Genomic DNA, 25,526 nt, shown 5'->3' with positions numbered 1-25,526 from the left:
TCTATTCGGTACCTTGCATGGCTCCTGCAAGGTACCTTTTTTATTTCACGTGTTTATCTTTCTTATGTCCAGCGAGCCAACAAACAGGCGTCTTTTATATTTGCACCCTGCTCCCCAGTTCAATGACACTATTGGCCGGAATATTAAAATACTCCACCGCACTGCTGGCATTGCGCGACATCACTGAAAACAATTGGTCACGCCAGCGCGGCATGCCGCCACCCACATCCGGCACAATGATATCGCGGCTTAAAAAGTAAGAGTTACTGAATGGGTCCAGTGTTTCGCCATCCAGCACCAGCCCCAGTAATGCTTGCGGCACATCGGCATGTTGCATAAACCCGTAACGTAGCTCTAGCTGCCAGAAACCATCAGCCAATTTTTGTAGCCGTATGCGTTCATGGGTATTGAGTAATGGCACATCATCAAACACCACATTCACAAACAAATTGCGTTGGTGCAATACCTGGTTATGTTTAAGGTTATGCAACAGCGCCTGCGGCACAGTCTCCAGGTTTGAGACCATATAGACTGCCGTTCTTTGTACGCGTGGCAGTTTGCTTTCACTCATATTGCTGATGAATGCCATGAGCTTTGGGTCTGAGCGCACCATGCCGGTCAGCAGCAAGTGGCGCCCTTTTTTCCAGGTGGTCATAAAGACGATCAGCAACACGCTGAGCGCGATCGGGAACCAGCCGCCTTGCATAAATTTCATGGAAGCCGAGCCAAACAGGACAGCATCGACCATGGCCAGTAGGCCTAGCAAAGACCAGCTCAGCCAGCCAGGGAACTGCCAGCGGTAGCGCATGACGAAAAACAGCAGGATAGTCGTCATCAGCATAGTACCCGTAACCGCAATGCCATAAGCGGAGGCCAGTGCCGATGAACTCTGGAAGGCCAGACAGACAATGATCACCGCCAGCAACAAGGCCCAGTTGACGGCTGGCATATAGATTTGCCCAGATTCACTGGCTGAGGTATGGATAATACGCATACGCGGTAAAAACCCTAATTGAATGGCCTGGCGGGTCATGGAGAATGCCCCGGAAATCACCGCCTGCGAGGCAATAATGGTGGCCAGTGTCGCCAGAATCACTGCCGGGATCAGTAAAGGTTGCGGGAAAGACAGATAGAAAGGGTTGCTGACAGCTTCCGGGTGCTGCAACAGCAACGCGCCCTGCCCCAGGTAATTCAACACCAGGCAGGGGAACACCAGCCCCAGCCATGCCATCTGTATGGCTGGCCGGCCAAAATGACCCATATCGGCATACAAGGCTTCGGCGCCTGTCACTGCCAGTAGTATCGCGCCTATAGCGATAAACATGGCACCGCCGCGTGATTGCAGGAATTGCCAGGCATATTGCGGGTTTACCGCCTGTAACACCTCAGGCACTTGCGCAATCTGCCACAGGCCTATACTCGCCAGCGCCAGGAACCAGACAATCACTATCGGGCCAAAAAAACGCCCTACCGCATGTGTGCCATGCCGCTGGAACCAGAACAAGCCAATTAGAATACCAATGGAAATAGGGAGTACCTGCGCTGCCAGTGCTGGTGATACCACTTGCAGGCCTTCGACTGCCGATAGCACTGAAATAGCTGGCGTCAGCACACTATCGCCGTAAAACAAGGCTGCGCCTAGTACACCCAGCAACAGCAGGCCTCCAGCGCGCTTGTCTTGCGGCTTCAGGGTCGAGAGTGCCAGCGACAACAAGGCCATGACCCCACCCTCGCCCTTGTTATGCGCACGTAATACCAGCAGCACATATTTAAAGGTGACGACAAAGGTCAGCAGCCAGAAAATGGCCGATACTGCGCCCAGAATATTGGTTTGATTCAGCGGCACGCCGGTGCTTTCACTGAAGATGACCTGCATGGTATACAGCGGGCTGGTACCGATATCCCCATACACCACGCCGATAGCGCCGAGCGCCAGGGCAGCCAGGCCGCTTTTCCTGATTGATAAATTGTCCATCGCATCCTCTGATTAGTGACTGATGGCTGCACTATGCGCGTGCAAGTATATCAATCGCATAAACGAGAAAATAAATACAGCTAGACGGGAAAATGGACGGACGAAGAAAATCGTCGATCAGGCGAGTCGGTAACCAATACCGAGTTCAGTCAGCACATAACGCGGGGAAGCAGGTGTGCTCTCCAGCTTGGCCCGCAAGCGGCCAATGTGGATACGCAGGTAGTGGGTATCATGCACGTACTCCGCCCCCCATACCTGTGTGAGCAACTGGCTATGGGTAAAAATAGTGCCCGGTTTGCTCGCCAGCAACATGATCAAGGCATGTTCGATGGGGCTTAAATGCAGTTGTGTTCCATGATGGCTGACGATGCCGCTGGCACGGTTGATGACCAGCCCTTCATATTGATACACATGGTCACGCATCTGCATCATGGCCGTGCGGCGCAAGGCGACCTGTATCCGCGCCAGCAATTCCGGCAGGCCAAACGGTTTCATCAGGTAGTCATCTGCGCCCATGGTCAGGCATTGCACTTTATCCTGCTCATCCTGGCGGGCAGATAACACCAGAATAGGCACATCAGAATAAGCACGCAAGGTAGGAATCAACTGCTCGCCTTCGCCATCCGGCAAACCCAGATCGAGAATCACCATGGCAAAGTCGCTGGCTTGCCGGGCTTGTGCTAAATCCCGCGCATGTATCACCCGGTAGCCATGTGCGGACAATGCCGGCACCAAAAACTGGTAAACACCGGCGTCATCCTCCACCAGCAATAAAGTCGGCTGGGCATGAGCGCTCATATTGTGTGACCTTGAATAAGCTCAGCAGCACGCGTAAACGGGAAGCGTAATCGTACGCAAGTGCGCTGATCGGACGATGCAGCAATCGGATCATGCGATGAGGTGATCTCCAGCGTGCCTTCGTGCAGTTGCATGATGGTCGCCACAATTGAAAGGCCTAGGCCAAAGCCTCGTGAGCCTGCCGGGCGTGGTGTGTGCGGCGTAAATGCCGAGATAACAAAATCTTCAGGAAACCCGGGACCCTGATTGATCACGGCAAGGCTTAAGCAGGAGGTATCCAGGGTAAGCGCAATCTCAATGGCCATGTGCTCGCTACGCCAGAAAATCGCGTTGTCTATCAGGTTGGCCAGCGCATGTGCGACCAGTACCGCATCCATCCTGACCAGTACTTCCTCATCCGTGACATTGATGTGTAAATCCACTGGTGGCGAACGGCGCTGATACCTGCTGATGACATGTGCAACCACCTCTTGTGGCGATTGCCAATCCAGGTGCACATGGTTTTCACCTGTTTCCAGTATGACCAGGGTCAGGATATTTTCCGTGGCCTGGGTCAGGTAAGTCGTTTCGGCCTGTATGCTTTGCAACAGTTGATCTGACTGATCGCGGGTTAATGGAATATGCTTGTCAGTCAATACATCCGCTGCACCGAGGATGGCCGTCAGCGGCGTGCGCATATCGTGCGACAAGGCGGTAAGCAGTGTCTTTTTAAAATGTGCCTCACCAGCACTGCGCTCCGCCTGTGCCAGCGCAATTTGCTGGCTGAGTTTTATATAAGCCTGGGCGCATTGATATGTGAGCAATTGCAGGAAAGGTAAAGCAGGTAATGACTCTGCGGCAGTGATCACCAGCATTTCGCGCTGTGCAAAACCAAATGGCAGCAGGCAATAACCCAAGTCTGGCCAGTCACTGGTGCCTGCCCCAATCGGCCTGTTATAATCCAACGCCCACTGCACACTCGAAGCTTCAACACTGTGCGCTTGATTTTTCTCAGCTGCCAGCCAAATCAGTGCACCCTCATCAGACAGCCGCACGACACGCGCATGCAGCGCAAAAGTATCTTGTACATGCTGGCAAGCCGCTTGCAGTAATGCATCGGTGCTTGATTGAGCAGCCAGCAACTCGGCCAGCGATTGGAAAAAACCGGATTGCTGCGCAGCCAGGCGGGATTGCAGCATTTGCTGCTTTAATTGCTGCATGACACTGCTAACGGTCAGGGCCAGGATGGCGAATCCCAGTAGTATCACCCAAGATTGCGTCGTGCCTATGCCCAAACTATATCTGGGCTCTATAAAACAGTAGTCGATCAGCAGGAATGCAATCACCGCAGTACTTAGCGCATAGGCAAACCGCAAGAAATAGGCAGCCCAGAGGACACTCAGCATATACAGCATGGTGATCACCGTCACCCCCAGCACGGTAAAATAGGCCAGACCTAGCCAGGTAATGCCCAGGAGGGATAGCGCCAGCGCTGTGCCTGCCTGCCACTTATTTACTTGCCTCAATGGCGTGTCAACATGGGAGTCTGGCATGGTCGCTTTGAAAAACGTTTAATGCCCGTATAAATCCTGGGTCTTGTAGTTAGGCCCGAAAAATTCTTTCATCAGGAAATCCTCCAGTCCGGCACTGTCAGCAGGCCTGGCTGACAAAGTGACCGTGCGGCCAAGGCGGTTAGAAATCCAGTCAAAATCGCCATTGTAATGTTCACGGATAATCGCAATCATGCGACGTATCATGATCAGGCGGATATCTTCACCGTTGCCCGCCTCTACCTGGTAAAACTGGGTATTGGCCGACGTGTAGTCATTGACCCAGCCTTTAAAGCTGAAGCTCGCGTTGTAAGGGTCCATACGCTTGATAGAAAACAAGCCATTGGTGCCCACCTTGAGGTTGTTCATGATGTTTTTGGTACGGCGTTCATCTTCCGAAGGCCCGCGCTCGGCAGCCGCAGCGGCATCGTTAATCTGCTTGGCAGCTATTTCTTCCGAATTACGGTCAGATTGTCTGCGTTTGATCATGCTGGAAAAATCTTCCACTGGCGGCGGTGCCTGCTGGGGCGTAGGCTGCGGGCGTGGCTGTGGCTTGGGCTCAGGCAGCTTGAAGGTGCTGTTCGGGTTCTGCGATTGAATAATCTTTTTCGGCAGCTTGGGCGCTTCTTTAGGCTGCGGCTTGGGTTTGGGCTGTGGCTTGGGCGGCTCGGGCAGCTCCACTGGCGGTTCAATCACTTTGGGCGGGCTGGCGGCAGGCTTGCCTAGATTGAGCACGATGCTTAACGGCGACTGCGATGCTGGCTCTTCCATCGGCTTGAGCAAGTCCAGCAGAAAACCCCAGAACAAAATCGCATGAAAAAGCAGCGACAGCAAAAAGCCCCACATCAACCTGGCAGGGATGCGCAGCACACGGTCCCGCTGTTTTGGTTTCAGCCAGTTGGGCGTGCTAAAGGGTTCAAATGGGGAAGGCTTTTGCATGAACAGGATTAATCACAGAGGTTGCTGATGTCACGCATGACTATTGTATTTCTTGCCAAAGTTTTTCGAGTCTTTTGATTGAGACAGGATAAGGCGTTCTTAATTCCTGTGCAAATAATGATACACGTAACTCCTGCAACTGCCACGCAAAGTCTTGTAACTTGGCTGTTACAGAGGCATTTGCCTTGCGTAATTGTTCAATTTTCTGCTGCCTGCGCTGATCAAGCTGCACAATCGCCTGCGCATGCTTGCCATCACGCTCTATGCTGGTCGGGTATTTATCGATACGCATGCGGATGGCTTTTAAATAGCGTGGCACATGCGGCAAATACTCCCACGGCGTGCGGCTGAAGCATCCGTGATAGACCAGCTCCTGCAATTGTTGTTCACATTCACGTTTGATTTTCTGCGTCACCGGCGTCATTTTTTGCAGCTGTGCTGTGAGTAACTGATATTCGCTGGCGATCAGTTGTACTTGCCTGGTCAACGCTTCAGCGACAGCGGGCAGGCGCGTACGTGCGCGCTGCTTGAGCTGCATAAACTCGGCATTGGTGCGCGGCAATGCATCTTCAGCGATAAATGCGCGGTCGGCAATCGCTTGCAACATGTCTTCACGCAACTGCTCAGGGTTCATGACAGCGCGTAACAGCAGCGCATACTGGTTAAAGCCGGGCAGGCTTTTTTCCAGCTGTTTCATTTGCTCTTTAAGCTCAAAGCGCATCAGCCGGCACACGCCTTTGCGATGGGCCAGTGCAGCCATGTCAGCGGTATCAAACAGTTTTACCGCGACACTGTCCAGGTTATCCTCAATGGCCGGATAACCGGTCAGTTGGCGGCCATCTTTGCTAAAGGTCAGGGTTTCCGGCAGGTCGCCAAAATCCCATTGTTTGAGATCCGTTTTTTCAATATCGGGTGAGCCACTCCTGAACGTCAATTGTGCGGCAGAACCTAATTGTTTTTTCAGCGCATTCCAGTCGCGGCCCGTGCCTAGCTCGCGGCCTTTTTCATCCACCACGCGGAAATTCATCAGGTGATGTGCATCCAGCCCTGCCAAATCAAACTCTTCCGGCTTGAGTTTGAGCGCAGTTTTTTGCTGGATATATTGCGACAATACCGGCAATAAAGCCGCCTCAGCCTGGTGTGCCTGCAAAAAACCAGTGACGAAATCAGGCACAGGCACGCACACGCGGCGCAATGTTTTAGGCAGCGCTTTGATCAGGGCAGTCAGCTTGTCACGTATCATGCCCGGCACCAGCCACTCAGTCACGCTCGCATCCAGCTGGTTCAACAAGGCCAGCGGGATGGTTGCCGTCACTCCATCCAGCACATGCCCAGGCTCGAAGCGGTATTTCAGCGGCACTGTTTCGCCATCCACCGTCATCTGTTCAGGAAACTGCACTTCGGTAATGGCATTGGCACCGTGGCGCATCAACGATTCACGCGTCAGGTGCAACACTTTTGGATTGAGTTTTTCTGCGTCCTGCCGCCATTTTTCAAACGAAATACCATTGAAAACACGATATTGCTCGCTGATTTCCGGCACTACTTTGTCATAGAACGCAAACAGCTGGTGCTCATCAATCAGCACATCCTGGCGACGCGCCTTGTGTTCCAGGGCTTCTACTTCCGAGATCAGCCTGCGGTTAGCTTCCTGGAAAGGCGCACGTGTATCAAATTCCATATTGGCCAGTGCTTCGCGAATGAAAATCTCCCGCGATTGCTCAGCATCCACCGGCCCATAATGCACACGCCGTTTCGGCACAATGGTCAGGCCATACAAACTGACGCGCTCCCACGCCACCACCTGCGCAGTTTTGCGGTCCCAGCGCGGGTCACTGTAATGGCTTTGCGTCAAATCACGCGCTCCGCCTTCATGGGCTACGGGTTCTATCCAGTCCGGGTCTATCTTGGCGACGATGCGTGCATACAATTTGGTCGTATCCACCAGCTCGGCGGCGATCACCCATTTCGGGCGGCTCTTTTTCAATGCCGAACCAGGCGCTATTGTGAAACGAATGCCACGTGCACCGGCATAGGTTTCGCCATCGCCATCCTTAAAGCCGATATTGCCCAGCAAACCGGACAACAATGCCCTGTGCACCTGTTCATAGCTGGCTTCTTTATCGCCCAGCTTGAAGTCCATTTCTTCTACCATCTCCCGCAGTTGCGCATGCAGCTCACGCCACTCTTTCAGGCGTAGAAACGACAGGAAAGACTGGTGGCACTGGTTCAACAAGTCTTTGTTGGATTTCTTGGTCTTGAGCGCCTGGTCGTACCAGTCCCACAATTTCAGATAACTCATGAAATCAGAGTCATCCGCCTTGAATTTAGAGTGCGCCTGATCAGCCGCTTCGCGCTTATCCATAGGCCGTTCGCGCGGGTCCTGTATGCTGAGCACGCTGGCAATGATCAATATCTCGCGCAAGCAGCTTTCTTTTTTAGCCGCCAGTATCATGCGCGCCACTCGTGGGTCTAATGGCAGGCGCGCCATTTGCCGACCGATTTCTGTGATCTCACGCCGCTCGGTAACCGCGCCCAACTCCTGCAACAACTGGTAACCATCACTGACCAGGCGTGATGATGGCGCTTCAATAAACGGGAATTCACCCACATCGCCCAGGCGTAAATCGGCCATGCGCAAAATCACGCTGGCAAGCGAACTGCGCAAAATCTCAGGCTCAGTAAACACCAGTCGCTGATTGAAATCTTCTTCCGAATACAAACGGACGCAGATACCGCTGGAAACCCGGCCGCAACGCCCTGCTCGCTGCTTGGCTGCTGCCTGCGAAATCTTCTCAATCTGTAATTGTTCGACCTTGGCGCGCGGGCTGTAGCGGTTAACACGGGCCAACCCGGCATCAATCACATATTTAATACCAGGCACCGTCAGCGAGGTTTCCGCCACGTTGGTCGACAGCACGATCCGGCGTTGCCCGCTGGGGCGAAAAATCTTCTGCTGGTCCTCAATGCTCAGCCGCGCAAATAAAGGCAATATCTCGGCTGACTTCAGCTTGAGTGACCTGCCCTGGTTTTTGCGTAAATGGTCAGCGGTATCGCGAATCTCACGTTCACCTGGCAAAAACACCAGGATATCGCCATCGCCCTGTCGCAACAGGTCTTCAGCCGTGTCAAGGATGGCGTCTTCCATCACTTCTTCTTCGTCATCCTCTTCCAGCCAGCGCGTTTCCGTGCGTGGCGGTTTGCGCTTGATGCCCATCAGGTCCTGCGCAAAACGGTCTATATCATCCAGCCCGTCATCAATCGGCACTTCCACCGCCACCATGGTGGTTTTGTTACCCAGCGGACGGTAACGGATTTCTACCGGATAGGTGCGGCCAGACACTTCAATCACCGGCGCACCATTGAAATGGTTGGAAAAGCGATCCGCATCAATCGTCGCCGAAGTCACAATGATTTTCAGGTCAGGCCGCTTTGGCAACAACTGCTTGAGGTAACCCAGCAAGAAATCGATGTTCAGGCTGCGTTCGTGCGCCTCATCAATAATGATGGTGTCATAGCCATTGAGGAATTTATCGCTTTGCGTTTCCGCCAGCAAAATACCGTCCGTCATCAGCTTGACGTAACTGTTCGCAGAAAGCTTGTCGTTAAAACGCACCTTGTAACCAACCGCCTCGCCCAGCGAGCTTTTCAACTCCTGCGCGATACGGGTGGCGACGGAACGTGCCGCGATCCGGCGAGGTTGGGTATGCCCTATCAGCCCGCTGACGCCACGCCCAAGCTCCAGGCAGATCTTAGGTAATTGTGTGGTTTTACCGGAACCGGTTTCACCGCAAACAATGACCACCTGGTGTTTCTGGATAGCCGCCGCGATTTCATTTTTCTTGCCACTGACCGGTAATTCCTGCGGATATTCCGGCTTGGGTAACGCAGCTAACCGCGCCTGTAATCGTTGCTGCGAAGCCTGCACCTTATGTGCGATATCTACCAGCGGTTTATCGACAGGTTTGTTTTGCTTCAATGCATCGCGTAACTGGTTTAAACGACGCTTCAGTGGGAAACGGTCAGCCAGCATGCACTGCGGGAGTTGTTTTTCAAGTTGGCTGATGAGTTGTGCGGAGGAGACAGCGGTCATAGGGGTGGGATTTTAACATGGCGGGGATTAAAGCCATTCATAGTTGGCATTGAGATTAGCAGGGAATTTTCAGGATAAATGTGATGTTTCTTTTCGCCTGCAGACGAGTTACTTACTCTTTTGGCAAGCAAAGAAAAGTCACTCGGCGAGAAAGTGAATACTTAAGCCCCCCAAAGAAATACCTATTTAAACAATCACCTTCTTACGCACTCCTCCACCCCAGTATTGCCACCCTTAAACGCCGGTTCAAAATAAAACTTCCTGAACATTAACCGTCCGTTTGCATCCTTCTTAAACTCTGCAATCCCGGTACCAAAATCACTGGTCTTTCCACCATACTCGCCCTTTTCCATAGGCAAGGCAAAGTGCACCGCGGCATGCATGCCATGGGCAGCGGCGTGACCTTTGTAAATACCGTAGTCAGGCACTTCCAGCTGGAAATCATAGCTAGTATCTGCGCCCTTGCTATGCTCCTTGCGTAATTTCATCGTCACTATGCCAGTGTATTCACCCTCATGGGCATCCTCGCCGCGACAGTCGTAGATGCCGCTTAAATCGATGGCGTAAGCGTTTGTTGTCATTAAACATATTAAGATCGTTGCAAACCACTTCATCTAGATTTCCTTAAAAAATTGATTATTCCGGTGGCCTGACTCGCAAAAAACTGGCGAATTTAGGTTTGCCCTTTTTGGTCAGATCGCGATAAGTATAAGTCACCACGCTGCCAATCGGCGGTGGATTTGCACGTTCGGCATCGCTAAATCCGGTGCCCAGTTTAAACTGCGTGCCATCGGGCGCTTGCACTAGTAATGCGCCCATTTTGCCTTGATATTTACCTTTGCCGGGCAGGTGACCAATGACCTTTGCTTCGGCATCTAATTGGGGTTTGAGTTTAAGGAGTGCGTGATTGCGGCCGGTGACATAGGGCGCATCGGCACGATGCAACATTAGCCCTTCTCCACGTTTGGCAACGACGCTATCCAGCGTACGTTTGAGTGTTTGCTCGTTGGGCACATGGAATTGTTTGATGGCTTTGAGGTAGGGGCTACGCGCATTGCGGATAAGTTGTTCGATGCGCTGGGCACGCGCTGCAAACGAGCCATCCGCTTGTGGCAATTCAAACACGTAATATGCCACTTGTCGCCAGGCAGTGTCTTCCGGCACTGATTTGCGGACGGTTGCAGAGAGTAATTCGAATTGGCCGCGGCCTATCCATAACTCGCCATCCAGCGGCTGCTTGGGGAAATCTTTGATAAACCATGCAGGTGCATGTATCGGGTTGCCCTGGCGGCTGATCAGTTGCTCGCCATTCCAAATGGCGCGGATGCCATCGAGTTTTTCGCTGACAAGGTACTGGCGGACATCTAAGCCTTGCTGATAGAGATGCGCCAGCAAAATGTCCGGCGCTTTGGCTATGACTGGTGTAGCCCATAGACTGAACAGCAATAGCACGTAATAGCTTGCAAAGCGCATGAAGTCACTCCTGAATAATTAATTAAAATTAACAAGAGTAAGCTATATCAATCAAGGAATTTTGGCAATGGCATCGCTTTTACGATGCCATAAATAAAATTATTTTCCCTTATAAATCATATCACTTGGCACCATAACTTATCGTGATGCATGAGGTCCATCCATAATGCGATCAGGCTTAATACGATGAGCATCAGGCCGCTGATACGCATACCGGTGGTCTCTTGCATCCATGCAGGCAAAGCTTGCTGGCCTGAGCGCCACAAGACAGGGGCTAGCGCCATGATGGTCGCAGAGCCAATCGCGAAAGCCATCATCACCAAGGCGCCTTGTAGCCATTGCGATTGCAGGGAAGCCAGCATGACCGCTGAATAAAGCAGGCCGCATGGCAATAATGCCCACACCATGCCAGTGAACAGGAAGTTAACTCTGGCGTGCCGGGTATGCTGCTTGATCCAGGCCCACACTTGCAGTGCGCCCTGCACTGCCCACTGCGGCTGTCTACCGGTGACCAGCAACAAAAAGCCCCAGGCAAAAATCAGGGTGTGCGAAAACGTCCATAAGGGCTGGAATACCTGGCTTTGATTGGATAACCAGGCCAGGCCGCGCAGGCTTTGCGCGGCTAATGCGCCTAGCAGGCCATAACCCAGCATACGCCCAAGGTAAAAGCTCCAGGGCGTGGTTTTGACGATGCGAATCGGGATGGATCTGGCGTTGGAGGGTGTTTGCATGGCGCCGCAAGCTGCACCACACATGGCAATGCAGTGAGGCCCGCCTGCCAGCCCCATGACAAAGGCGGTCAGGAGTAAACTGGCTAACATGCCGGCAGTTTAAAGGATTTTGGAAAACCTTGCACGGTTGGCATCGTGCTGTAAATAACGGTCAAACACCATGGCGATGGCGCGTATAAAGAACCAGCCCATCTCGGTGACTTTAATACCATCTTCTTCTAATACCACCAGCCCCTGTTTTTCTTTTTCAGCAAGCTGTTGCAGCTCAGACTTAAAGTACTCTGTGAAGTTTGTCATATAGGACAATTCGATGGATTCATAGCTTAATTCGCCATGGCACATGATGGCCATAATCACGGCACGGCGGATCAGGTCATCGCGGCTGAGTGCTAATCCGCGCACGATAGGCAATTGCCCCTGGTCCAGAAAGTCGTAATACTCTTCCAGCGTTTTGGCATTCTGGCTGTAGCTCGCGCCCATTTTGCCGATGGCTGAAACCCCTAATGCCAGGATATCCTGATCGGCCATGGTACTGTAGCCCTGAAAATTGCGGTGTAACCTGCCCTGCTGTTTGGCGATCGCCAGGGTGTCTTCCGGCAAGGCGAAGTGGTCCATGCCGATGTAAACATAGCCAGCCTGGATTAATTGCTGAATCGCTTCCGATAGCATCTGGATCTTATCCACGGCGCTCGGCAGGTCTTCCTGCAAAATGCGTCGCTGCGGTTTAAAACGCGAAGGTAAATGCGCATAGCCATACAATGCGATGCGATCTGGTCGCAGGGTAATGATCTGCGAGATGGTTTGCCTGAACGTGACGGGCGTCTGCTTGGGTAAACCATAAATTAAGTCGGCATTCAGTGACTGGAACCCCATCTCACGCGCTTGCCGCATCAGCAACGCGACTTGTTTGTAAGTCTGTATGCGATGTACGGCTTCCTGCACGTCTGCATCAAAATCCTGCACCCCGAAACTAAGCCGGTTAAAGCCCAGGTCACGCAGATGTTGCAGGCGTGCCTGGTCTACCGTGCGCGGATCGATTTCCGCTGAATATTCACCATCGACGTCAAACACAAATGCTTGCTTGAGGATTCGCATCAGGCGGGCTAATTCTTCATCACTGAAGAAGGTGGGTGTACCGCCGCCCAGATGCAATTGATTCACCGCCTGCTGCTGCCCAAGCTGTTGCGTATGTAGATTAAGCTCACGCTGCAGATACTCTAGATAGATGGCGCCCTGCTCATAGCGCTTGGTGACGATCTTGTTGCAGGCGCAGTAAAAACACAGTGAGGCGCAGAACGGAATGTGTACATATACCGATAATGGCTGTTTCCAGCCGCTGATATTGCGCTGCTCAATCGCTTTGCAATAGGCAGCAGCATCAAATGCTTCCACAAACCGGTCAGCAGTTGGGTACGAGGTATAGCGCGGCCCCGAAACATCGTAGCGCTCGATATGTTCCTGCGTGATTATCAATTTCATGGTATCCAGCACACTTTTTCCTGTTCAATATGGATGGCAGGCGATATATCGTTGTCACCAGGTCCATCCCAACTTGCAGGCTACTTTGCCACAAAGTAATCAGCGGCCACTTGATGCATATCAAATGCATGGCAGTCATGTGCTTGCATAATGGCAGTACATAATAAAGGGAAGAGACCTCGCATCATGCTTAATGAAATCGCCACTCATGCAATACCGGGTCATGAAATATCTCATCAGGACGCGTATAATTTGCCGGATACTCAACGCCAGTCCAGGATTGCCGCTATGCATGCCGAGCCCAGGCCCATTGAACCTAAAACCGACCTCAAGCAAGGCGAGCCCAGCTTTAAAGTCGCTTGTTCCAACTGCAATCTGCGCGAGCTTTGCCTGCCGATAGGCTTGAGCTCAGATGAAATGCAGCAGCTGGATGGCATGGTCGCCACCCGTAAAAAAATCAAACAGGGTGCGCACTTATATAGCAGCGGCGATGCCTTTACCATGCTCTACGCGATTCGCACCGGGTTCTTTAAAACCAGTGTGGTGTCTGAAGATGGCCGTGAACAAGTGACCGGTTTTCAGATGGCCGGTGAGATCATCGGGCTGGATGGCATTGTCAGTGACAAACACAATTGCAATGCGATTGCGCTGGAAGACGCGGAAGTCTGTGTGATGCCGTTTAACCATGTGGAAGACCTGTCGCGTGAGATCCCCATGCTGCAACGTCATGTACACAAGATCATGAGCCGCGAAATCGTGCGTGAAAACGGTGTCATGATGCTGCTGGCCAATATGCGCGCTGAAGAACGCCTGGCGGCTTTTTTACTGAATCTGCTGCAACGCCTGCACGCCAGAGGTTATTCAAAAAGCGAGTTGATTCTGCGTATGACGCGTGAAGAAATCGGCAGCTATCTGGGCATGAAACTGGAAACCGTCAGCCGCACCTTTTCCAAGTTCAGCGAAGAAGGCATTATCGAAGTCAAACAGAAGAATATCCGTATCCTCGATCACGAAAAGCTGAAAGCCATTTTTAACGCCAGCACCTGCTAATGCAAGCTGCTGAACATGCAGGCACAAGCGTTATTCAGTGAGCTCGCCGCTTATGCCGTGACACGAGCTTGGCAATATATCTACCCGGTCTGGTCACGCCGGGCGCAGGGTATTTCGATAGGCATCAATCTGCACCCCAACCATTGCTGCAACTGGCATTGCATTTACTGTCAGGTGCCAGGCCTGCAACGTGGTCCGTCACCCATGATCGCAATGCCGATACTACATGCCGAGCTGGAAGAATGTTTGCACTGGATCAGCGAGCAGGCGACGGCACACAGGCTTGACTCCCTATCAACCCTGATAAAAGACATCGCCTTTGCAGGTGATGGCGAACCGACCACCTCGCCTCAGTTTCCCGAAGCATTAAAGCTAGTCAGTCATATCCTCACACGCCTTCAGCTACCGGTATTAGTGAGGCTGATCACCAATGGCAGCCAATTACAGCACGCGCATGTACAACATGCGGTTGCATGCCTGCAAGCGATAGGCGGCGAGGTGTGGTTCAAGTTGGATGCAGGTAGTGATGCGGAGATGTTGGCAATCAATGACAGCCATGTGCCGCTGGCGTTACATTTGCAAAGGTTGCAAACCTGCTGTGCCCTGTGCACGACCTGGGTACAAACAGCCATTGTCAGCAGGGTGGTGGATCAGCAAATGATCACGACACCGGCGCTGTCTGGCTATCTCAGAGCGCTGCAGGCATACCAAGACAAGATTGCAGGTATTTTGCTCTATGGCATTGCCTGGCCTAGCCAGCAGGTGGCTGCGGCCTGCTTGGTGCCTACCGCTGATGATGTGATAGAAAATTATGCGAAGGAACTGCGCGCACAAGGCTTCGACGTGCGCGCATTCAACTAGCAATATACTGAAATGAAAATCCGGGCTGAAGATCGGATTTAAAGTGAAGGCAGGATTTAGTCGTCAGCCGGTTTCATGCCGGTTTGCGCATGGTTGCGTGCTGCAACGGCGGGCGCCATGCCATCTCTCTCGGCATCCAGCGTTTTATTGATCTCTATGCCTTTGCGGTAGTAATCGTCAATCGGTGGGTCAGGATGGGTAATCGCCAGGTATAGCGTGATAAAGGAAGCTACTATCACCAATGCCGGACCACCAATAATAAGCCAGACATAGGGGTTTTGGTACCATTTTTGTGGATCCACCATCTGTGTTCCTTTGTGCATTATGCTTTGTGCCACCCTGTTCTACTCCGTTTGTTCATGCCTGTTTACTGAGTGACCCATTAATTACTGGGTACGATAAAGACAGATTTTTCCTTGATGGTTTCTTTGGCTTGAAGATCTGTCATCTCAAATAATATCTTGTGCGAACCGGCGCGTGTTTCTCCGTCCGGCAACTGTATCTCAACAATGACATTCCGCTTTTCAAAAGGTTTAAGCGCTTTGATCTGCTGAACATTATTATCAGAAAAATGAATGACCAGATCAGGCAAGCCTGTGACTTTCAAATCATAATCGCGCACCACTTCTGTCTCATTTTCCAGTTTGAGGTTATACACGTTCTCAATCTTGCCATCATTGGTATAACGCGCCATCACCGCGCGGTCACGCAGCACATCCAGCCTGAAATCAGGCTTGTAATAGATGCTGACCGCCATACCCACAACCATGGTCATCAGGATAGTCGAGTAGATCAGCACGCGCGGCCTTAACAAACGCGCCAGCATCTGCTGGCGGCTCCAGCGATTATCCATGCCGTTTTGCGTTGTATATTTGATCAGGCCTTTGGCATAGCCCATTTTGTCCATGACATCATCACAGGCATCAATACAGGCACCGCAACCGATACACTCATATTGCAAACCATTGCGGATATCAATGCCGGTCGGGCATACCTGCACACAAATATTGCAATCGATACAACTACCCAGGCCATTGGCGTTTTCACCGGCTTTTTTAGAACGTGAGCCGCGTGGTTCACCGCGCGCTTCGTCATAGGTCACGTTCATGGTATCGCCATCAAACATGGCGCTCTGGAAACGCGCATAAGGGCACATGTATTTGCAGACCTGCTCACGCATATAGCCAGCGTTGCCATAGGTGGCAAAGCCATAGAAACACACCCAGAAGGTTTCCCAGCCACCTGCCTGGAATTGCAGCAAACTTGGCACCAGTTCACGCATGGGCGTGAAATAACCAACAAAAGTGACGCCAGTCCATAAACCAAATGCGATCCAGGCAAACTGTTTCAGGGATTTACGGACCACTTTATTGGTATTCCATTTGCTGTCATCGAGGCGCATACGCGCAATGCGGTCACCTTCGATTTTCTGCTCCATCCACATATAGATCTCGGTATACACCGTTTGTGGGCAGGTATAGCCACACCATAACCGCCCGGCAATGGCGGTGAACAGGAACAGGGAAAGCGCAGAGACAATCAGCAGGAATGCCAGGTAAATCAGATCTTGTGGGTGAAAGATCAGGCCAAACACATAGAAGCGCATGCCTTCCAGATCAAACAGCATGGCCTGGCGGCCATCCCACTGCAACCAGGGTACGCCGTAGAAAAACAGCTGCGTGACCCACACCATCACCCAGCGCCAGTTGTTGTACAAACCGGAAACGCTGCGTGCGTAAACCTTATCTTCAGATTTATAAAGCGAAAAAACCACCTCCTGCTCAGGAATGGTGGTTATTTTCACAGCATTTTTTCCAATGTCACCCATGGATTTTTGCATGCCTTACTTGTTGGAAAGACCCCAAACATAAGCCGTCAGCAAATGGATTTGCTCTGGGCTGAATTTCTCTTCCCAGGCTGGCATCTGGTTGGTTTTACCTTCGTGAATACGCTTGATGATCGCCGCTTCACCCTGGCCATGCAACCAGGTGTTGTCTGTCAGGTTAGGTGCACCAATCATCTGGTTACCTTTACCATCCGGGCCATGGCAAGCTGCACATACCACGAATTTATCCTTACCGGCATTGGCACGACCGGAGTCATGAATACTGCCAGACAGGCTTAATACGTAGTTAGCCACGTTTTTAACGTCTTCTTCACTACCCACGGCCGCTGCCATAGGCGGCATCATGCCGATACGGCCTTCGGTAATGGTTTCCTTGATTCTTTCCGGGCTGCCGCCGTATAACCAGTCATTGTCTGACAGGTTAGGAAAACCGCGGCTACCTTTGGCATCTGAACCATGGCATGCAGCACAATTGTTCAGGAAAATACGTTTACCGATATCACGTGCTTCAGGGATCTTGGCCACATCTTCTACTGACATCGCGGCATATTTTGCATACAGCGGTGCAATTTTCTCGTTGTTTTTGGTTTTTTCAGCTTCGTACTGATTAACAGCAGTCCAGCCGAATTTACCTTGATACTCACCCAGGCCCGGAAACAGGTACAGATAAGCCAAACCAAAAATAACCGTGATGATAAACAAGCCTACCCACCACATTGGCAGAGGGTTATTCATTTCCTTAATGCCATCCCACTCGTGACCATTGGTATTATCACTATCCAAAGTCACTTTCACGCGGCTAGCAAAAATCAGCAAGCCAACGCAGAATGCAATCCCACCCAGGGTAATGGTCGAAATCCAGATCGGCCAAAATCCACTTACAAAATCACTCATGATGTTTTTCCCTTAACCTTTTCACACACAGAGCATTAGTCTTGATCGAACGGCAGGTTCTGCGCGTCCTTGAACTGTGCGGAGTTACGATTGCGCCATGCCCACACTGCGATCACCACAAACAGGGCAAAGGTCAATAATGTAAACAGTATGCGTAATATGCTGATGATATCCATGGCGCGTCTCCTTATTTGAGGTGTATACCCAACACTTGCAGGTAAGCCACCAGTGCATCCATTTCGGTTTTACCCTTAATGGCCGCCCCACCCTCTTTGATCTGCTCATCGGTGTATGGCACGCCTACTTTACGCAGCGCAGCCATGTGGTCACCGATCGTGGCATCATCAACCAGGTTTTCGTTCAACCATGGGTAAGCTGGCATGATGGATTCCGGAACCACGTCACGAGGCTGGTTCAAGTGCACACGGTGCCAGTCATCACTGTATTTACCGCCTACACGATGCAGGTCAGGGCCTGTACGCTTGCTACCCCACTGGAACGGGTGGTCATACACATATTCACCCGCCACAGAGTAATGGCCATAACGCAATGTTTCAGCGTGGAACGGACGGATCATCTGTGAGTGGCAGTTGTAGCACCCTTCACGTTGATAGATGTCACGGCCAGCCAGTTGCAAGGCAGTATATGGTTGCAAACCACGGATAGGCTCTGTCAGTGTCTTTTGGAAAAACAAAGGCACGATTTCTGCCAGACCACCAAAAGAGATGGTGATCAAAGTCAGCACGATCAGTAGAAAGTTATTGGTTTCGATCTTCTCGTGCAGATTGCCACTATTTTGTTCATGAGATGCCATGATGTATTTCCTTAAGCGTGAGCAACCACAGCTGGTATCTCTACCGTCGCTGGTTTGCCGCTAGTTGCTGTTTTATAGGTGTTCCACAACATGATCACTAAACCGCTCATGTACAGGAAACCACCAATCGCACGTGTGAGGTAGTACGGGAATTTCGCTTTTACGCTTTCAACAAAGGTATAAGCCAAAGTACCGTCAGCGTTCATTGCACGCCACATCAAACCTTCCATCACACCGGAAATCCACAATGCTGCGATGTATAACACCACACCAATCGTTGCCATCCAGAAATGCACTTCAATCGCTTTCACGCTGTACATCTGTTTCTGGCCGAACAGGCGCGGGATCAGGAAGTACAGGGAACCGATGGAAATGAAACCAACCCAGCCCAAAGCACCAGAGTGCACGTGGCCTACGGTCCAGTCAGTGTAGTGAGATAAAGCGTTCACAGTTTTGATCGCCATCATCGGGCCTTCAAAGGTACTCATACCGTAGAAAGACAATGAAACGATCAGGAAGCGCAAGATAGGGTCTGTGCGCAGTTTGTGCCATGCGCCGGACAAGGTCATGATACCGTTGATCATACCGCCCCAGCTTGGTGCAAACAGGATAAGAGATAACACCATACCTAAAGACTGAGTCCAGTCAGGCAATGCGGTGTAATGCAGATGGTGAGGACCCGCCCACATGTATGTAAAGATCAATGCCCAGAAGTGGACGATAGACAAGCTATAAGAATACACAGGACGCTCGGCTTGTTTAGGCACAAAGTAATACATCATGCCCAGGAAACCCGCTGTCAGGAAGAAACCCACCGCGTTGTGACCATACCACCACTGCACCATCGCATCTTGTACGCCTGCATAAGCAGAGTAAGACTTGAACCAGCCGGCCGGGATCGCCGCACTCTCAACGATGTGCAATAAAGCCACCGCCAGGATAAACGCACCGTAGAACCAGTTAGCCACATAGATGTGCTTGACCTTGCGGATACCGATGGTACCGAAGAACACGATGGCATAAGAGATCCACACCACAGCGATCAGGATATCGATAGGCCACTCCAGCTCGCCGTACTCTTTACCCTGGGTGTAACCCAAAGGCAGGGAGATAGCCGCAGCGACGATCACTGCTTGCCAGCCCCAGAAAGTAAAGCTCGCCAATTTATCGCTAAACAAGCGTGTCTGGCAGGTACGTTGTACGACATAATATGAAGTCGCAAACAAAGCACAGCCGCCAAACGCAAAAATCACCGCATTGGTATGCAGTGGTCTCAAGCGGCCGAAAGAGGTATATGACAAGCCCAGGTTTAAATCCGGCCACACCAGCTGGGACGCAATGATCACGCCCATCAATGTGCCAAAAACACCCCAAACCACTGCCATGATTGCGAATTGGCGAACTACTTTATCATTGTAGGTCGCAGCCTTCACGGTTGCATCTTGCATGGATTTCTCCCAATCATTAAAACAAACACCCAACATGAAAAAACTACTTTTTTAGATACACACCGAATATCGCACACATTAAATAGCGGCGATTTGACACATATCAATCCTGCTCTAATATTCGGGATCCTTCTTCTTCCAGATCCTCAAATTGTCCTGTATGGATGGCCCACCAAAAGCCACCCAGAATCACAAACACCAGCAGCACGGCCAGTGGTATCAACATAAATGCTATTTCCATAGAACTATGCCTGCCCTTTCTGCCAACGCGACTTGTCCCAATCGGTCAAGCGCAATGCATTCAGCAACACCAGCAGCGAACTGGCCGCCATGCCTAACCCGGCCAACCAGGCAGGCAGCAGGCCCATGATCGCTAAAGGCACACCGGCAGCGTTATAAAGCGCCGCCCATAACAAATTTTGTTTGACGATGAGGATGGTTTTCTTGCAGTGCGAAATGAGCGAAACCAGCACTCCGATATCATTGCCCAAAATCACCATATCGGCTTGTGCCTGCGTCAAAGGGACGCCGGTACCCATTGCAATAGAAGTATGCGCTGCTGCAATGACAGGGCCGTCATTCAAACCATCACCTACCATTAAAACTTTCCGCCCCTGTTGTTGCAGCAACATCACGTGTTGCAGCTTATCTTCTGCTTTTTGCAGACCTGACGCACTCTGAATACCGAGTTGTAAAGCCAGATTTTTTACCGGCGCTATTCTATCACCAGATAACAGTTGAATATCAAGCCCTTGTGAAATTAATTGTGAAATTGCCGCCTTGGCATGCGGCTTCACTTGCTCAGCCAGGGTGAATCTCGCGACCATCACCTCTCCCGCCATCAGGTATACCTGGCGCTCTGCACCGGCCTCTGATTCCACCACGCCACTGAACTGCGCATTGCCAAGTTTGACTGCTACAGCGGCCTCAGCCTGCGTATCCAGCGTGGCAGAGATACCGCCGCCGACCACTTCCTGCCAGTCGTGCATGATCAGGTCAGTGAGGGCATCTTGTTCTACAGCATAGGTATGCAACGCTTTTGCCACGGGATGCAGCGAGTCGCGCGTGATCGATGCCAGCATATCCAGAATTAAGGTGTTACCCCAATCCGCATGTGTTTCAGCCAACTGCACCTGTTGCAGGTTCTCGGTCAGCGTGCCGGTTTTATCAAACACAATGGTATCGATTTCACTAATGGCCTGGATCGCCTGTAAGCGCCGGATCAGCACGCCGCCTTTGGCAAAGGTGCCCGCACTCGCCAGCATGGCTGCCGGTGTCGCCAGTGACAACGCACAAGGGCACGTCACCACCAGCACCGCCACCGCTGACATCACCGCTTTGGCCGGGTCAATAGACCACCAGTACACCACAGCCACCAGCGCTGCCAGCAATACGCCCCACAGGAAAGGCTGCGCGACTTTATCGGCCAGTAAGGCAATGCCGGGTTTCTCGGTCGAGGCGGATGCCATTAAATTGACTAAAGCATGGTACTGCGTACCCTCACCCACTTGCTCGACCTGCATTTCAATCACTGAAGTCAGGTTGCCGGAACCGGCGATCACTTGCGCACCGGTGGCTTTCATCACCGGGTCAGATTCGCCGGTGAGCATGGATTCGTCGGCGCTGGTATTGCCGACGATGATTTTGCCGTCGGCCGCAAATATTTCACCGGGCCGTACAAATAAAATATCGCCGACATTGATATTGCTGGCGGCAATCTGTACCCATTCGCCAGCTTCGTTTTTCTTCAGCACCGCATTGGGCAGGCGGCGCATCATGTTTTCCAGCGCACCGGCGGTGCGGTTACGTAGTTTGACGTCCAGCCAGCGCCCGATCAGCAGGAAGCTGACAAACATGGTCAGTGAATCGTAATAAACCACATCGCCCCACCAGCCACCAGGTGCAAACGTCGCCAGCGTGCTCATGACAAACGCCGCGATGATGCCTAACGACACCGGCACATCCATGCCTAACTGGCGTTGCTTGAGGCTGGCCCAGGCCTGGGAGAGAAATGGCGTTGCCGAAAACAGCATCACCGGCAATGTCAGCACCCAGGAAGCCCACTTCATCAGTTGCACCATATCCGGCGCCATATCATTGCTATCTGCGGTATAGGTGGGGTAAGCGTACATCATCACCTGCATCATGCAGAAAACCGCGACCACCAGCCGCCATAGCATCTTGCGCTGCTGGACAGTTCTATCGGTGATAGCGCTGTACTCGTTGACAGGCAAGGCGGAATAACCAATCTCATCCAGATTGGCAAACCATTGCGAAGGGGAGATTTTTTGCGCATCCCAGACCACACGGACGCGCTTGGAAGCAGCACTGGCATGCACTGCCAGCACACCGGGGATTTGCTTGATGGTCTGCTCTATGCGTCCGCTACACGCGGCACAGTGCATAGCATCGATCCAGACATGTGAGGTCCACACATGCGCAGCGTTAGCATCACGCTGGCTAAACCGCTCCCATTCGGACTGGATATCCAGCCCTTGCCAGGGGTTTGCGCTGTTCACTGCCTGCGACTTTGCCATTGCAATATGGACCATTCGTGAAACATTATACAACTTTATATTATATGATTGAATATAATATAAATCAATGTCTTAGCTGATATTTGAAGTGTTTATTAAGACCGAAAACGACTGTCTTTTCTTTGATTTAGCGCAAGCATTTGCTACAAAAAGTAGCGCTAGAATGGCAATATCCGGAACCGCGCGCTCCGGCTATTGCCACTGTGCAAACGCGTTATTTCACACGCATGCCAGGCTGCGCCCCACTGTCAGGCGACAGAATATAAGGCCCGCCACGCTCATCACTGGCGGCCAGCACCATACCTTCACTCAAGCCGAACTTCATCTTGCGTGGCGCGAGGTTAGCGACCATGACAGTTAACCTACCCACCAGAGTTGCAGGATCATAAGCCGACTTGATACCTGCAAATATCTGGCGCGGCGTTTCTTCGCCGATATCCAGCATTAATTTCAACAACTTTTCCGCGCCTTCTACATGCTCGGCACTCACAATCTTGGCGATGCGTAGATCCACTTTGGCAAAGTCATCAATCGAGATATAAGCGCCCTCTTCAGCTGCCTCAGTTGCTTCCGGCTTTTTATCTGCTTTTGCTTCAGATTTAACCGGTGCTGGCGCAGTCGCCTGCAGGTTTTCTTTATTGGCTTCGACCATCGCTTCAATCTGCTTGCCTTCCAGACGCGTCACCATGTGCGCATAAGGCTGTATGGTTTGTGAACCCAGGCCATAAGCCGCATCAGCCCACTGTAACGGCGCCACATCAAAGAAAGCCTCTACCGCCGCTGCAATATTTGGCAGTACCGGTTTCAGGTAGATCGTCAGCAGACGGAACATCTCCAGCGCGTTACTGCAAATGGCATGCAATTCCGGCGCCTTACTATCATCTTTGGCGACTACCCATGGCGCAGCCTCCGCCACATACGCATTGGCAGCATCTGTGAGTTTCATGATCTCACGCAAGGCACGCGCAAAATCACGCGCCGTAAACGCTTCCGCGATCGCCGGTGCCGCAGCACGCATATCGTCAATGACCGCATGCTGGGCAGGAATGATCTTATTCTCGAATTTTTTGGCGATGAACCCGGCAGTGCGACTGGCGATGTTGATGTATTTACCCACCAGGTCACTGTTCACACGCGCCACGAAATCTTCCAGGTTCAGGTCGATATCTTCCATACTGCCGTTTAGCTTGGCGGCATAGTAATAACGCAGGTATTCAGGGTTCTTGACGTGATCCAGATAACTGCGTGCGGTGATAAACGTACCGCGTGACTTGGACATCTTCTCGCCATTCACAGTCAGGAAACCATGCGCAAATACCTGTGTCGGCGTACGATGTCCGGAATATTCCAGCGTCGCTGGCCAGAACAAGGCGTGAAAATACAGGATATCTTTACCGATAAAATGGTATAGCTCGGTAGTCGAATCCTTTTTCCAGTATTCGTCAAAATTCAGGCCGGCGTTTTGATTACCGTCAGCTGCCTGCTGACTCTTTGTACACAGATTCTTGAAACTGGCCATATAGCCGATCGGTGCATCCAGCCAGACATAGAAATACTTACCCGGCGCATCCGGGATCTCAAACCCGAAATACGGCGCATCGCGCGAAATATCCCAGTCAGACAACTTGTTCTCACCGGCTTCGCCCAGCCACTCGTTCATCTTGTTGGCGGCTTCGGCCTGCAGGGTGCCAGAACGCGTCCAGTCACGCAGAAAGTCTACGCACTCACTCAATTTAAAGAAGTAGTGCTCAGTCTCTTTGCGTACCGGCGTCGCTCCGGACACTGCGGAATACGGATTGATTAGTTCTGTCGGGCTGTAAGTGGTGCCGCAGACTTCACAGTTATCCCCGTATTGATCCTTGGAGTGACATTTGGGGCACTCGCCTTTGATAAAGCGGTCCGGCAGGAACATGCTTTTCACCGGGTCAAAATACTGTTCGATGGTTTTATTGGCGATCTTGCCATTGGCTTTGAGCGCACGGTAGATATTGCCCGATAACTGACGGTTCTCTTCCGAATTGGTCGAATAATAGTTATCAAACTCCACCAAAAAATCGGCGAAATCCTGGCTGTGCTCTACATGCACTTTTGCTATCAGCGCCTCAGGCGTGATGCCTTCTTTTTCAGCCCGCAGCATGATCGGCGTGCCATGCGTGTCATCCGCACAAACGTAATGCACAGTATGGCCCTGCATTTTCTGAAAACGCACCCAGATATCAGTTTGAATATATTCAACCAGATGCCCCAAATGGATACTGCCATTGGCATAAGGCAAGGCGGAAGTCACCAGAAGTTTGCGTGTCATGAAAGCAAGACCGAAGTAAAAGCAGCTATTTTAGCAAACCAGCAGGCGTTTCAGCGACATTTATGCGGATAATCGCCCGCAACCACAGAATGGCTAAATTGCACCAACATGGTTATATACAACCAATTTAATTTCGCCAGCCATTTTAGACGCAGTTAAAACTCGATTTGAAAACAACCAGTTACACTAAGTCAGCAGCCTTTTTCGCGTCGGTATAATCCTTGCCTAAAATCAAACCACCTATTCTTTCACTGAGTTAAGATGTTCTGGCATGGTATTAATCTACATTGGGCATACACCACACTGCTCCCCGGCATCAGGCGCAAAACGCACTGCCAGCACCAGGCGAAAGATATCTTGCATGATGGTTTCCTGCGTTTTGCGTTAACCACAAGCCCAAACCGGGAGCAGGAACCGCACGCCTACCTGCGCACCATCGTGCAAAACCTGATCCTTGAGCAATACCGCAAAGACAGCTATTTCACCGAATACCAGCAACAGATCGACCTGGAAGAGCCAGCCACTGTGTCTACCGAACACCTGGCCGATATCAAGCAACGTCTGGAACTAGTGACGCAAATCATCCAGGATTTACCGCCGCGCTGCCGACAGGTGTTTGTCATGTACCGCATTGAAGGCTACGCGCAAAAGGAAATCGCCAGCCAACTCAGTATCAGCTTGAATATGGTCGAACGCCATTTGATCCGCGCATTGCTGGATATCCGCGCCGCACGTGAGCAGTTCCTCCAATAGA

The 25,526-nt window shown here is 51.6% G+C and carries 21 protein-coding genes; 3 read left to right on the top strand and 18 right to left on the bottom strand.

Annotated features, from left to right (window positions below):
* Nucleotides 1–94: 94 nt before the first annotated feature.
* From ACSSVF_RS09670 to hemN, 9 genes are all read right to left on the bottom strand, one after another.
* Entirely contained in the window at nucleotides 95–1,975 is a 1,881-nt protein-coding gene (locus tag ACSSVF_RS09670) for a potassium transporter Kup (RefSeq protein WP_492403147.1), read from the bottom strand.
* Between the two features lie 117 nt (nucleotides 1,976–2,092).
* Entirely contained in the window at nucleotides 2,093–2,773 is a 681-nt protein-coding gene (locus ACSSVF_RS09665) for a winged helix-turn-helix domain-containing protein (protein WP_492403145.1), read from the bottom strand.
* Nucleotides 2,770–4,305: a DUF4118 domain-containing protein gene (locus tag ACSSVF_RS09660; protein WP_492403143.1), complete on the bottom strand. Its 1,536-nt coding sequence runs from the start codon at nucleotides 4,303–4,305 to the stop codon at nucleotides 2,770–2,772. Before ACSSVF_RS09660 ends, ACSSVF_RS09665 begins: the two co-directional genes overlap by 4 nt.
* Nucleotides 4,306–4,323: 18 nt before the next feature.
* Entirely contained in the window at nucleotides 4,324–5,241 is a 918-nt protein-coding gene (locus tag ACSSVF_RS09655; RefSeq protein WP_492403141.1) for a hypothetical protein, read from the bottom strand.
* Between the two features lie 40 nt (nucleotides 5,242–5,281).
* Nucleotides 5,282–9,274 carry an ATP-dependent RNA helicase HrpA gene (gene hrpA / locus ACSSVF_RS09650; RefSeq protein ID WP_492406339.1) on the bottom strand — a complete coding sequence of 1,331 codons (3,993 nt, stop codon included), beginning with the start codon at nucleotides 9,272–9,274 and terminating at the stop codon, nucleotides 5,282–5,284.
* A 254-nt stretch (nucleotides 9,275–9,528) separates the two neighbouring features.
* On the bottom strand, nucleotides 9,529–9,948 hold the full coding sequence (locus ACSSVF_RS09645) for a hypothetical protein (protein WP_492403139.1): 420 nt from the start codon (nucleotides 9,946–9,948) through the stop codon (nucleotides 9,529–9,531).
* A 22-nt stretch (nucleotides 9,949–9,970) separates the two neighbouring features.
* On the bottom strand, nucleotides 9,971–10,807 hold the full coding sequence (locus ACSSVF_RS09640; RefSeq protein WP_492403137.1) for a DNA ligase: 837 nt from the start codon (nucleotides 10,805–10,807) through the stop codon (nucleotides 9,971–9,973).
* Nucleotides 10,808–10,923: 116 nt separating this feature from the next.
* Nucleotides 10,924–11,628, bottom strand: coding sequence for a sulfite exporter TauE/SafE family protein (locus ACSSVF_RS09635; RefSeq protein WP_492403135.1), 705 nt, complete (start codon nucleotides 11,626–11,628; stop codon nucleotides 10,924–10,926).
* Between the two features lie 9 nt (nucleotides 11,629–11,637).
* Nucleotides 11,638–13,017, bottom strand: coding sequence for an oxygen-independent coproporphyrinogen III oxidase (hemN, locus tag ACSSVF_RS09630; protein ID WP_492403134.1), 1,380 nt, complete (start codon nucleotides 13,015–13,017; stop codon nucleotides 11,638–11,640).
* A 186-nt stretch (nucleotides 13,018–13,203) separates the two neighbouring features.
* Here hemN and fnr point away from each other — a divergent pair, with 186 nt between their 5' ends.
* Nucleotides 13,204–14,067 carry a fumarate/nitrate reduction transcriptional regulator Fnr gene (gene fnr, locus ACSSVF_RS09625; protein ID WP_492403132.1) on the top strand — a complete coding sequence of 288 codons (864 nt, stop codon included), beginning with the start codon at nucleotides 13,204–13,206 and terminating at the stop codon, nucleotides 14,065–14,067.
* A 15-nt stretch (nucleotides 14,068–14,082) separates the two neighbouring features.
* Entirely contained in the window at nucleotides 14,083–14,928 is an 846-nt protein-coding gene (locus ACSSVF_RS09620; RefSeq protein WP_492403130.1) for a radical SAM protein, read from the top strand.
* 56 nt (nucleotides 14,929–14,984) lie between these two features.
* On the opposite strand, the gene ACSSVF_RS09615 is transcribed toward ACSSVF_RS09620, so the two are convergent.
* The 9 genes from ACSSVF_RS09615 to metG form a co-directional block, all read right to left on the bottom strand.
* Nucleotides 14,985–15,233, bottom strand: a complete 249-nt coding sequence (locus tag ACSSVF_RS09615) for a FixH family protein (RefSeq protein ID WP_442586722.1) — start codon at nucleotides 15,231–15,233, stop codon at nucleotides 14,985–14,987.
* 77 nt (nucleotides 15,234–15,310) lie between these two features.
* The gene (ccoG, locus tag ACSSVF_RS09610; RefSeq protein WP_492406338.1) at nucleotides 15,311–16,756 is read right to left on the bottom strand and encodes a cytochrome c oxidase accessory protein CcoG; all 1,446 of its coding nucleotides are present in this window, start codon (nucleotides 16,754–16,756) and stop codon (nucleotides 15,311–15,313) included.
* A gap of 15 nt (nucleotides 16,757–16,771) precedes the next feature.
* Nucleotides 16,772–17,668: a cytochrome-c oxidase, cbb3-type subunit III gene (ccoP, locus tag ACSSVF_RS09605; RefSeq protein WP_492403128.1), complete on the bottom strand. Its 897-nt coding sequence runs from the start codon at nucleotides 17,666–17,668 to the stop codon at nucleotides 16,772–16,774.
* Between the two features lie 35 nt (nucleotides 17,669–17,703).
* Entirely contained in the window at nucleotides 17,704–17,844 is a 141-nt protein-coding gene (locus ACSSVF_RS09600; RefSeq protein ID WP_444702811.1) for a cbb3-type cytochrome oxidase subunit 3, read from the bottom strand.
* A gap of 11 nt (nucleotides 17,845–17,855) precedes the next feature.
* The gene (ccoO, locus tag ACSSVF_RS09595; protein WP_492403126.1) at nucleotides 17,856–18,482 is read right to left on the bottom strand and encodes a cytochrome-c oxidase, cbb3-type subunit II; all 627 of its coding nucleotides are present in this window, start codon (nucleotides 18,480–18,482) and stop codon (nucleotides 17,856–17,858) included.
* 11 nt (nucleotides 18,483–18,493) lie between these two features.
* The gene (gene ccoN, locus ACSSVF_RS09590) at nucleotides 18,494–19,930 is read right to left on the bottom strand and encodes a cytochrome-c oxidase, cbb3-type subunit I (protein WP_379056156.1); all 1,437 of its coding nucleotides are present in this window, start codon (nucleotides 19,928–19,930) and stop codon (nucleotides 18,494–18,496) included.
* Nucleotides 19,931–20,033: 103 nt separating this feature from the next.
* Complete coding sequence (gene ccoS, locus ACSSVF_RS09585; protein ID WP_492403124.1) at nucleotides 20,034–20,156, bottom strand: cbb3-type cytochrome oxidase assembly protein CcoS; 123 nt, start codon at nucleotides 20,154–20,156, stop codon at nucleotides 20,034–20,036.
* Between the two features lie 19 nt (nucleotides 20,157–20,175).
* The gene (locus tag ACSSVF_RS09580) at nucleotides 20,176–22,467 is read right to left on the bottom strand and encodes a heavy metal translocating P-type ATPase (protein WP_492403122.1); all 2,292 of its coding nucleotides are present in this window, start codon (nucleotides 22,465–22,467) and stop codon (nucleotides 20,176–20,178) included.
* A 214-nt stretch (nucleotides 22,468–22,681) separates the two neighbouring features.
* Nucleotides 22,682–24,772: a methionine--tRNA ligase gene (gene metG, locus ACSSVF_RS09575; protein ID WP_492403121.1), complete on the bottom strand. Its 2,091-nt coding sequence runs from the start codon at nucleotides 24,770–24,772 to the stop codon at nucleotides 22,682–22,684.
* 261 nt (nucleotides 24,773–25,033) lie between these two features.
* On the opposite strand from metG, the gene ACSSVF_RS09570 reads away from it, so the two are divergent.
* A complete protein-coding gene (locus ACSSVF_RS09570) occupies nucleotides 25,034–25,525 on the top strand; it encodes an RNA polymerase sigma factor (protein WP_492403119.1) in 492 nt (163 codons plus the stop codon).
* Nucleotide 25,526: the final 1 nt, after the last annotated feature.

Source organism: Methylophilus sp. E2MeOHC9 (assembly GCF_058744375.1).
The sequence above is the reverse complement of the archived record's forward strand: the minus strand, read 5'-3'. Positions and strand labels throughout refer to the sequence as shown.

What these genes read in the sequence shown, in the direction of transcription:
- ACSSVF_RS09670 (WP_492403147.1), bottom strand. Translation starts at nt 1,975, where the DNA reads ATGGACAATTTATCAATCAGGAAAAGCGGCCTGGCTGCCCTGGCGCTC.
- ACSSVF_RS09665 (WP_492403145.1), bottom strand. Translation starts at nt 2,773, where the DNA reads ATGAGCGCTCATGCCCAGCCGACTTTATTGCTGGTGGAGGATGACGCC.
- ACSSVF_RS09660 (WP_492403143.1), bottom strand. Translation starts at nt 4,305, where the DNA reads ATGCCAGACTCCCATGTTGACACGCCATTGAGGCAAGTAAATAAGTGG.
- ACSSVF_RS09655 (WP_492403141.1), bottom strand. Translation starts at nt 5,241, where the DNA reads ATGCAAAAGCCTTCCCCATTTGAACCCTTTAGCACGCCCAACTGGCTG.
- hrpA (WP_492406339.1), bottom strand. Translation starts at nt 9,274, where the DNA reads ATGCTGGCTGACCGTTTCCCACTGAAGCGTCGTTTAAACCAGTTACGC.
- ACSSVF_RS09645 (WP_492403139.1), bottom strand. Translation starts at nt 9,948, where the DNA reads ATGAAGTGGTTTGCAACGATCTTAATATGTTTAATGACAACAAACGCT.
- ACSSVF_RS09640 (WP_492403137.1), bottom strand. Translation starts at nt 10,807, where the DNA reads ATGCGCTTTGCAAGCTATTACGTGCTATTGCTGTTCAGTCTATGGGCT.
- ACSSVF_RS09635 (WP_492403135.1), bottom strand. Translation starts at nt 11,628, where the DNA reads ATGTTAGCCAGTTTACTCCTGACCGCCTTTGTCATGGGGCTGGCAGGC.
- hemN (WP_492403134.1), bottom strand. Translation starts at nt 13,017, where the DNA reads ATGAAATTGATAATCACGCAGGAACATATCGAGCGCTACGATGTTTCG.
- fnr (WP_492403132.1), top strand. Translation starts at nt 13,204, where the DNA reads ATGCTTAATGAAATCGCCACTCATGCAATACCGGGTCATGAAATATCT.
- ACSSVF_RS09620 (WP_492403130.1), top strand. Translation starts at nt 14,083, where the DNA reads ATGCAGGCACAAGCGTTATTCAGTGAGCTCGCCGCTTATGCCGTGACA.
- ACSSVF_RS09615 (WP_442586722.1), bottom strand. Translation starts at nt 15,233, where the DNA reads ATGGTGGATCCACAAAAATGGTACCAAAACCCCTATGTCTGGCTTATT.
- ccoG (WP_492406338.1), bottom strand. Translation starts at nt 16,756, where the DNA reads ATGGGTGACATTGGAAAAAATGCTGTGAAAATAACCACCATTCCTGAG.
- ccoP (WP_492403128.1), bottom strand. Translation starts at nt 17,668, where the DNA reads ATGAGTGATTTTGTAAGTGGATTTTGGCCGATCTGGATTTCGACCATT.
- ACSSVF_RS09600 (WP_444702811.1), bottom strand. Translation starts at nt 17,844, where the DNA reads ATGGATATCATCAGCATATTACGCATACTGTTTACATTATTGACCTTT.
- ccoO (WP_492403126.1), bottom strand. Translation starts at nt 18,482, where the DNA reads ATGGCATCTCATGAACAAAATAGTGGCAATCTGCACGAGAAGATCGAA.
- ccoN (WP_379056156.1), bottom strand. Translation starts at nt 19,930, where the DNA reads ATGCAAGATGCAACCGTGAAGGCTGCGACCTACAATGATAAAGTAGTT.
- ccoS (WP_492403124.1), bottom strand. Translation starts at nt 20,156, where the DNA reads ATGTTGATACCACTGGCCGTGCTGCTGGTGTTTGTGATTCTGGGTGGC.
- ACSSVF_RS09580 (WP_492403122.1), bottom strand. Translation starts at nt 22,467, where the DNA reads ATGGCAAAGTCGCAGGCAGTGAACAGCGCAAACCCCTGGCAAGGGCTG.
- metG (WP_492403121.1), bottom strand. Translation starts at nt 24,772, where the DNA reads ATGACACGCAAACTTCTGGTGACTTCCGCCTTGCCTTATGCCAATGGC.
- ACSSVF_RS09570 (WP_492403119.1), top strand. Translation starts at nt 25,034, where the DNA reads ATGTTCTGGCATGGTATTAATCTACATTGGGCATACACCACACTGCTC.